The sequence below is a fragment of the Aeromonas media genome (genome assembly GCF_000819985.1).
GTDB lineage: Bacteria > Pseudomonadota > Gammaproteobacteria > Enterobacterales > Aeromonadaceae > Aeromonas > Aeromonas media.
The window spans coordinates 1-6,910 of the sequence record NZ_CDBZ01000143.1; the positions used below are offsets into that span (position 1 = coordinate 1).

Annotated in this window: 5 protein-coding genes; 3 read left to right on the plus strand and 2 right to left on the minus strand. The window is 65.4% G+C overall.

Going from position 1 to position 6,910, the window contains the following annotated elements:
• Together BN1127_RS12485 and BN1127_RS12490 are read left to right on the plus strand one after the other, a co-directional pair.
• Positions 1-2,084, plus strand: a 2,084-nt coding sequence (locus tag BN1127_RS12485; protein ID WP_042649679.1) for a TonB-dependent siderophore receptor, incomplete at its 5' end; no start/stop codon positions are given.
• Between the two features lie 65 nt (positions 2,085-2,149).
• The gene (locus BN1127_RS12490; protein ID WP_249366307.1) at positions 2,150-2,926 is read left to right on the plus strand and encodes a siderophore ferric iron reductase; all 777 of its coding nucleotides are present in this window, start codon (positions 2,150-2,152) and stop codon (positions 2,924-2,926) included.
• Between the two features lie 79 nt (positions 2,927-3,005).
• On the opposite strand, the gene BN1127_RS12495 is transcribed toward BN1127_RS12490, so the two are convergent.
• A complete protein-coding gene (locus BN1127_RS12495) occupies positions 3,006-3,941 on the minus strand; it encodes a LysR substrate-binding domain-containing protein (RefSeq protein WP_042649680.1) in 936 nt (311 codons plus the stop codon).
• A gap of 161 nt (positions 3,942-4,102) precedes the next feature.
• On the opposite strand from BN1127_RS12495, the gene metE reads away from it, so the two are divergent.
• Positions 4,103-6,382 (plus strand): 5-methyltetrahydropteroyltriglutamate--homocysteine S-methyltransferase, encoded by a 2,280-nt coding sequence (metE, locus tag BN1127_RS12500; RefSeq protein ID WP_042649681.1) that lies wholly within the window; start codon positions 4,103-4,105, stop codon positions 6,380-6,382.
• A gap of 101 nt (positions 6,383-6,483) precedes the next feature.
• Here the strand turns inward: metE and BN1127_RS12505 are convergent.
• The coding region (locus tag BN1127_RS12505; protein ID WP_042649682.1) for a glycosyltransferase family 9 protein at positions 6,484-6,910 on the minus strand (427 nt) is incomplete at its 5' end.

Below are 6,910 nucleotides of genomic sequence, written 5' to 3' on the forward strand. Positions count from 1 at the left end.
TCTCGTCGGCCAGCGCCGCGTCCTGGCTGGTGGGCGCGGCGCTGGCCGACGAGACCCTGACGGTGCTGGGTCAGACCTATCGCAACACCGCGACCAAGACCCGGCTCGACCCCATAGAGACGCCCCAGGCGATCTCGGTAGTGGAGAGCGAGACCCTGGAACAGCGTGGCGTGAGCTCGGTGAGCGAGGCGCTGCGCTACGTGCCCGGGGTCAATACCGAGCTGCGCGGCGGGGCGGTCAACCGGCTGGATCTGTTCAACGTCCGCGGCTTTGACAACTACCAGAACTTCTACGACGGCCTCTTGCTGCAATACAACGAGTGGAACCTGCAACCCCAGATAGATCCGGTGGCCATAGAGCAGCTGGAGGTGTTCAAGGGGCCGACCTCGGTGCTCTATGGCAGCATGCCGCCGGGCGGCATGGTCAACCTCATTGCCAAGCGCCCCCAGCGGGAGAGCAATCACAGTGTGAGTGTGGCGACGGGGACAGGTACTCTCAAGGAGATGAGCCTCGACAGCACTGGGGCCATCAACGATCAGCTCGCCTACCGTGTGGTGGGGCTGGCTCGCCAGAAGGAGGGGCAGGCGGTGACCTCGGAGGAGGAGCGCTACGTCTTTGCGCCCTCCCTGGATTGGCAGCTCGGCGAGCGCACCCTGCTGAACCTCAACCTCTACTACCAGAAAGATCCCGAAGCCGGCATCTACACCACTGTACCCGCCAGCGGCTCGGTCAAGAGCAACCCCCTGGGGCAGCTTGGCAGCGATAGCTTCCTCGGTGACCAGAACTGGAACGAGTACAACCGGGATGTGACCCTGCTCGGTTACAAGCTGAGCCACGACTTCAACGGGGACTGGCAGGTGCTGCAAAACGCCCGCTACATGGATGCCTCCGCCTATCAGCGCAACACCTACAACGCGGCCCTGGCGGCGGACAACCGCACCCTGGCCCGCAACGCTTATTTGACCGACGAGGCGTCGAAGGGCTTTGTCATCGACAACCAGCTGGCGGGCAAGGTGATGACGGGGCCTGCCCAGCACAACCTGCTGCTCGGGGTCGACTATCAATATCTGGACGCGCGCATCCTCTATCAGGACACCCTCGACTACTCTGCCCCCGCCATCGACATCTTCAACCCGGACCACAACCAGATCCGGCCGGATGCCCTGGCCTTCTCCTATGAGGATCGCAAGACCATCCGTCAGTCCCAGACCGGCGTCTATCTGCAGGATCAGGTGCGCCTCGACCGGCTGGTGGCCATAGGCGGCGCCCGCTACGACAGCTACCGGATGGACACCGACAGCCGCGGTCTCTACCTGGGGGCCGCCAGCCAGTCCCTGGCCCAGATCGATCAGGACAACCTCTCCTTCCGCCTCGGCGCCCTCTACGAGCTCGACTATGGCTTGTCGCCCTATGTGAGCTATGCCGAGAGCTTCGAGCCGGTACCGGGGGCGGACAAGAGCGGCAAGGCGTTCGATCCCTCTACTGGCCACCAGTGGGAGGGGGGGCTCAAGTTCCTCTCCGAGGACATGAGCAAGACCTTCACCGTCGCCGCCTTCCATATCACCAAGCAAAACGCCCTGGTGACGGATCCGGACAACGTCTACGGGCCCAAGCTGCAGACCGGCGAAATCGTCTCCAAGGGGATAGAGCTGGAAGGGCGCGCCGATCTCACCAGCCGGCTGGATCTGGCGCTGAGCTATACCCGCCAGGACATGGAGATCACCAAGGACACCACAGACTTGCAGGGCAAGACCCCGGTCTGGGTGCCCAAGCAGATGGCCTCGCTCTGGAGCAACTACCAGGCGGGCGGCAGCCTGGAGGGGATGCGGGTCGGCGCCGGCTTGCGCTACGTGGGGGAGGCGCAGCTCGATGCCGCCAACACCGACACAGTACCGGATTATCTGCTGATGGACATGTCCGCCTCCTATGATCTCGCCGCCCTCAGCGCGAGCCTGAAGGGGGTGGGGGCATCCCTTAGCGCCAGCAACCTGCTTAACAAGACCTACTACTCCTGCTACGACCAGAACAACTGCTGGTTCGGGGCTGAGCGCAATGTGGAGGCTCGACTCAAATACGTATTCTGACCTTGCGCCCCGGACCTGCGCCGGGGCACGCCCCCTCTGCGGGTCCCGATGGCCACCAGCACGCCCTGCCTCGCGGCCTCGGCGCTCTGGCGGTGTACAGCCAGCATACCCTGCTGGCGGATCACGACGCCCTGTTTGCGGCGGCGGCCGGGCTCATCCCCTCCCTCAAGGGGCGGCTGGCGGGGGAGTCCTCCGCGCTGCTGATGGCGCCCCCTCATGGCGCCCCGAACGAGGTCGCGGCTGCCCTGCATGGCCACTGGCAGCAGGCGCACCCTGAGGCGGGGGCGGCCTACTGGTTGACCCGCAGCTGGGGCATGCTCTGCTGGCAGTCCATCTATCTCGCCATGGTGGCCGTCTATCGGGTGGGGGCCGTGCCCGCCCTGGATCGGATGGGGCAGGGCTATCAGGAGGGGCTGGTGTCCGGCTTCAGCCTGCCGGCGGAGCCCATGATCAAGGGGGAGGTGAAGACCCTGATCAAGGTGGCGGGTGAGCGGTTGCAGGCCCACTGGCAGGAGTTGTTCGCGCTGCTTGGAGAGGTGCAGCGGCTACGCCCCGGCTTCGTGCGCCCGCTCCTGGCGGACGATCTGCTGGCGGCCCTGGTGCGGGTGCCGGATTTCTTCGGGGAGATAAGCCCAGAGGTGGTCCAAGCCCATGCGCCGCTCTGGCTCGCCGCCTGCGCTCTGCCCGCCGGGCATCTGGCGGGCTGGCGTCCGGCCTCGCTCCCCCGGGATGAGGCCTTCCCTGGCTATGTGCGCCAGCGCTGCTGCCTGCACTACAGGCGAGGGGATGGGGAGCTTTGTGGCAACTGCCCGAGACGGCAGGGGGCCGCCAGCTGCGACTAGGGATCCTGAGGTGCCAGAGAGCAGGCACATGGAAAAGAAAGCGTGAGCGCCGCCCCTGGGGCGGCTTTTTCATACCCTTTTATTGCTCGGCCATCTGGGTGCGAATGCGCTCGAACAGGCTCTGCAGGCAGGGCTGATCCCGATCGGCGGCCCGCACGGCCCCGTACATATGGCGGCGGATCCCGCTGCCCAGGGGGCGCGCCTCGAGCAAGCCCTGGCGCACGAACTCCTCGCTGGCCCAGCGCGGCAGGGCGGCGACACCGAGCCCGGCGGCGGCCATCTGCAACATGACCGAGGTGTTGTCCACCGGCTTGCAGCGGGCGGGTTCCACCCCGGCGGGTTGCAGGAAGCGACTGAACACGTCCATGCGGGCCCGCTCCACCGGGTAGACCAGCAGCACCTCCTGCTTGAGATCCTCCGGGGTTATCTTGGTCTGGTGACAGAGGGGGTGATCGGGCGCCATCACCAGGGTGAGATCGAAGGCGAACAGGGGCTCGAAGTGGAGATCCCCGCGGGCCTGCACGTCCGAGGTGAGCAGCAAGTCGAGCTGACCACCGAGCAGGGCGCTGATGGCATCGAAGCCGGGTACCGACTCCACCTCCAGCGCCACCCCGGGCCACTGGCGGCGAAAGCCCGGCAACAGCGGCAGCAGCCACTGGATGCAGCTGTGGCAATCCAGCGCCAGGTGCAGCCTGCCCGCATCGCCGCTGTGCAGGGCCAGCAGCTGGCGCTCGGTCTGGGCCAGGGCGGGCAGCACCTGACGGGCCAGGGCCAGCAGATGCTGGCCGGCTGCCGTCAATACCAGGGGGCGGCTTTTGCGCAGATAAAGCTCCAGATTGAGGCGGGTCTCCAGCTCTTTCAACTGGTGGGAGAGGGCTGACTGGGTGAGGTTGAGGCAGAGGGCCGCCCCCGCCAGTGAACCCTGCTCGGCCAGGGCGCTGATGGTCTTCAGGTGCTTGAGATCTATGCCCGCGTTGGTGTTCTGATGGCTGGTCGACTGGTTGGGCACACCCATGGCACTGCTCCTTTGTGCGTCAGTTGAGGATTTCTTGAGAGCCAGTTGAAGAGGATTCAATAGCCAAGGCCACCTTATCTCGTCACTCTAGATGTGTAAACATCTGGATGGCTAAATCATCCAGTTTCCCATCAGATGAATGAGCATAAGGAATTGGACCTATGACACGAGCACACACCCTGGGCTTCCCCCGTATCGGCGCCAAGCGCGAGTTGAAATTTGCCCTGGAATCCTACTGGCGCGGCGAGACCACCCAGGCCGAGCTGGTCGCCGTGGGCAAGAGCCTGCGGGAACGCCACTGGCAGGCCCAGCGCACCGCCGGGGTCAACCTGCTGCCGGTGGGGGATTTTGCCTGGTACGATCAGGTGCTCGGTACCAGCCTGCTGGTGGACGCCGTGCCTGCCCGTCACCGCCATGTTGTCGATGGTAAGAGCGACACCGATCTCGACACCCTGTTCCGGGTGGCCCGTGGCCGTGCGCCGACCGGCCCCGCAGCTGCCGCCGCCGAGATGACCAAGTGGTTCAACACCAACTATCACTACCTGGTGCCCGAGTTCAGCCGGGATCAGCGCTTCAAGCTGGGCTGGAGCCAACTCTTTGAAGAGGTCGAAGAAGCCAAGGCGCTGGGGCTGCCGGTCAAGGCGGTGCTGCTGGGCCCGGTCTCCTACCTCTGGCTAGGCAAGGAGAAAGAGAGCGGCTTCTCCCGCCTCGAGCTGCTCGACCGCCTGCTGATCGTCTATCAGGAGATCCTGGCGAAACTGGCATCCCAGGGAGTGGAATGGGTGCAGATTGACGAGCCGGCCCTGGCCCTGGACCTGCCGGACGAGTGGCGCCTGGCCTACCTCAACGCCTACGAGAGCCTGAGCGGCCCCTGCAAGCTGCTGCTCACTACCTATTTCGGCTCTGTGGCCCATCAGCGCGACATCATCACCAGCCTCAAGGTGGATGGCCTGCACCTGGATCTGGTGGCCGCCCCCGAGCAGCTCGAGACCCTGGTCCCGCATCTGCCGGCCCAGTGGGTGCTTTCCGCTGGCGTCATCAACGGCCGCAACGTCTGGCGTGCCAACCTGGGCAAGCTGGCGCCGACCCTGAAAGCATTGAAAGCCAAGCTCGGCGAGCGCCTCTGGGTTGCCTCTTCCTGCTCCCTGCTGCACAGCCCGGTGGATTTGACCCTGGAGCACGAGCTGGATCCCCAGACCCGCAGCTGGTTCGCCTTCGCCCTGCAAAAGTGCTACGAGCTGGGGCTGCTCTCCGACTACCTGGACGGAGGGGATCTGGACAAGATCACCGCCTACAGCCAGCCCATCGTCGATCGGGAGTCCGACAGCCGGGTCCACAAGCGGGCAGTGCAGTCCCGTCTGGCCAGCCTCACCAACAGCGATTTCGACCGCCAGAGCGCCTATCCGGTACGCGCCGAAGCCCAGCGCAATGATCTCAAGCTGCCGCTCTTGCCCACCACCACTATCGGCTCCTTCCCGCAGACCTCCGACATCCGGTTGCTTCGCCAGGAGTGGCGGGCCGGTCGCATCGACGACGCTGCCTACGAGGCGGGCATTCAGGCCCAGATCAAGGACGCGATTGAGCGCCAGGAAGCCATAGGGCTGGACGTGCTGGTGCACGGCGAGGCCGAGCGCAACGACATGGTGGAGTATTTCGGCGAGCTGCTGGACGGCTTTGCCATCACCCGCTTCGGCTGGGTGCAGAGCTATGGCTCCCGCTGCGTCAAGCCGCCGGTGATCACCCGGGATATCGACCGCCCGACCCCCATGACGCTGGCGTGGACCAAGTTCGCCCAGAGCCTGACCGACAAGCCGGTGAAGGGGATGCTGACCGGGCCAGTGACCATCCTCTGCTGGTCCTTCCCCCGGGAAGACGTGAGCCGCGAGCAGTCCGCCCTGCAGATTGGCCTGGCCATTCGCGACGAGGTGGCAGATCTCGAAGCCGCCGGCATCAAGATCATCCAGATCGACGAACCGGCGATCCGCGAGGGCTTGCCCCTGCGCAAGCAGGATCATCAGGCTTACCTGGACTGGGCGGTGCGCGCCTTCCGCCTGAGCGCCAGCCCAGTGGTGGACAGCACCCAGATCCACACCCACATGTGTTACAGCGACTTCAACCTCATCATAGAGGCGGTGGCGGCGCTGGACGCGGATGTGATCACCATAGAGACCAGCCGCAGCCAGATGCAGTTGCTCGAAGCGTTCGAGCGCTTCAACTACCCCAACGAAATCGGCCCGGGCGTCTACGACATCCACTCCCCGAACGTGCCGAGCCAGGGCTGGATTGAGGATCTGATCCGCAAGGCGGCCAGACAGATCCCGGCCGATCGCCTCTGGGTCAACCCGGATTGCGGCCTCAAGACCCGCGGCTGGGAAGAGACCACGGCTGCCCTCAAGGTGATGGTCGATGCGACCCGGGCGCTGCGAGCCGAACTGGCCTGAGCAGCCTCTTACTGCTCGGCAGACAACGCAAGAGCACTGAGATAACGAGAGAGGGAAGGCGCAGGCCTTCCCTCTTTTTTTGCATGAGGGCCTTAAGCCCCTCAGGGGGTAAGCAGCAGGGGGGCGCCGGTTTGCGGGTATGGTGCTGGGTTTTGCGGCCTGTGCCACCCCTGCGATGGCGCCTCCCGCGCCAGCGCCTCGGCCAGCCAGTACCCGTCGAGGGGGATGGCATTGCGATCCTCGATCACCAGATTGAGGTGCTGGGCACCGAGGCAGCCGTAGCGCGCCGGGTCTGTCTGGGTGAAGAGGCCGAGGCAGGGCACGCCGCTCGCGGCAGCCAGATGCAGGGGACCTGTGTCGCAACTGACGAAGAGGGCGAGGCCGCGGGTGAAGCGGGCCAGCTCGCTCATGTTGGCCAGGGATAGGTGCAGATCCCCCAGCAGGGGTTGGGGGGAAGCCGGATCTTCGAGTTGGATCAGCAGGGCATCCGGACTGTGGCGGCGTAGCTCCCCGAGCAGTCGCCGCCAC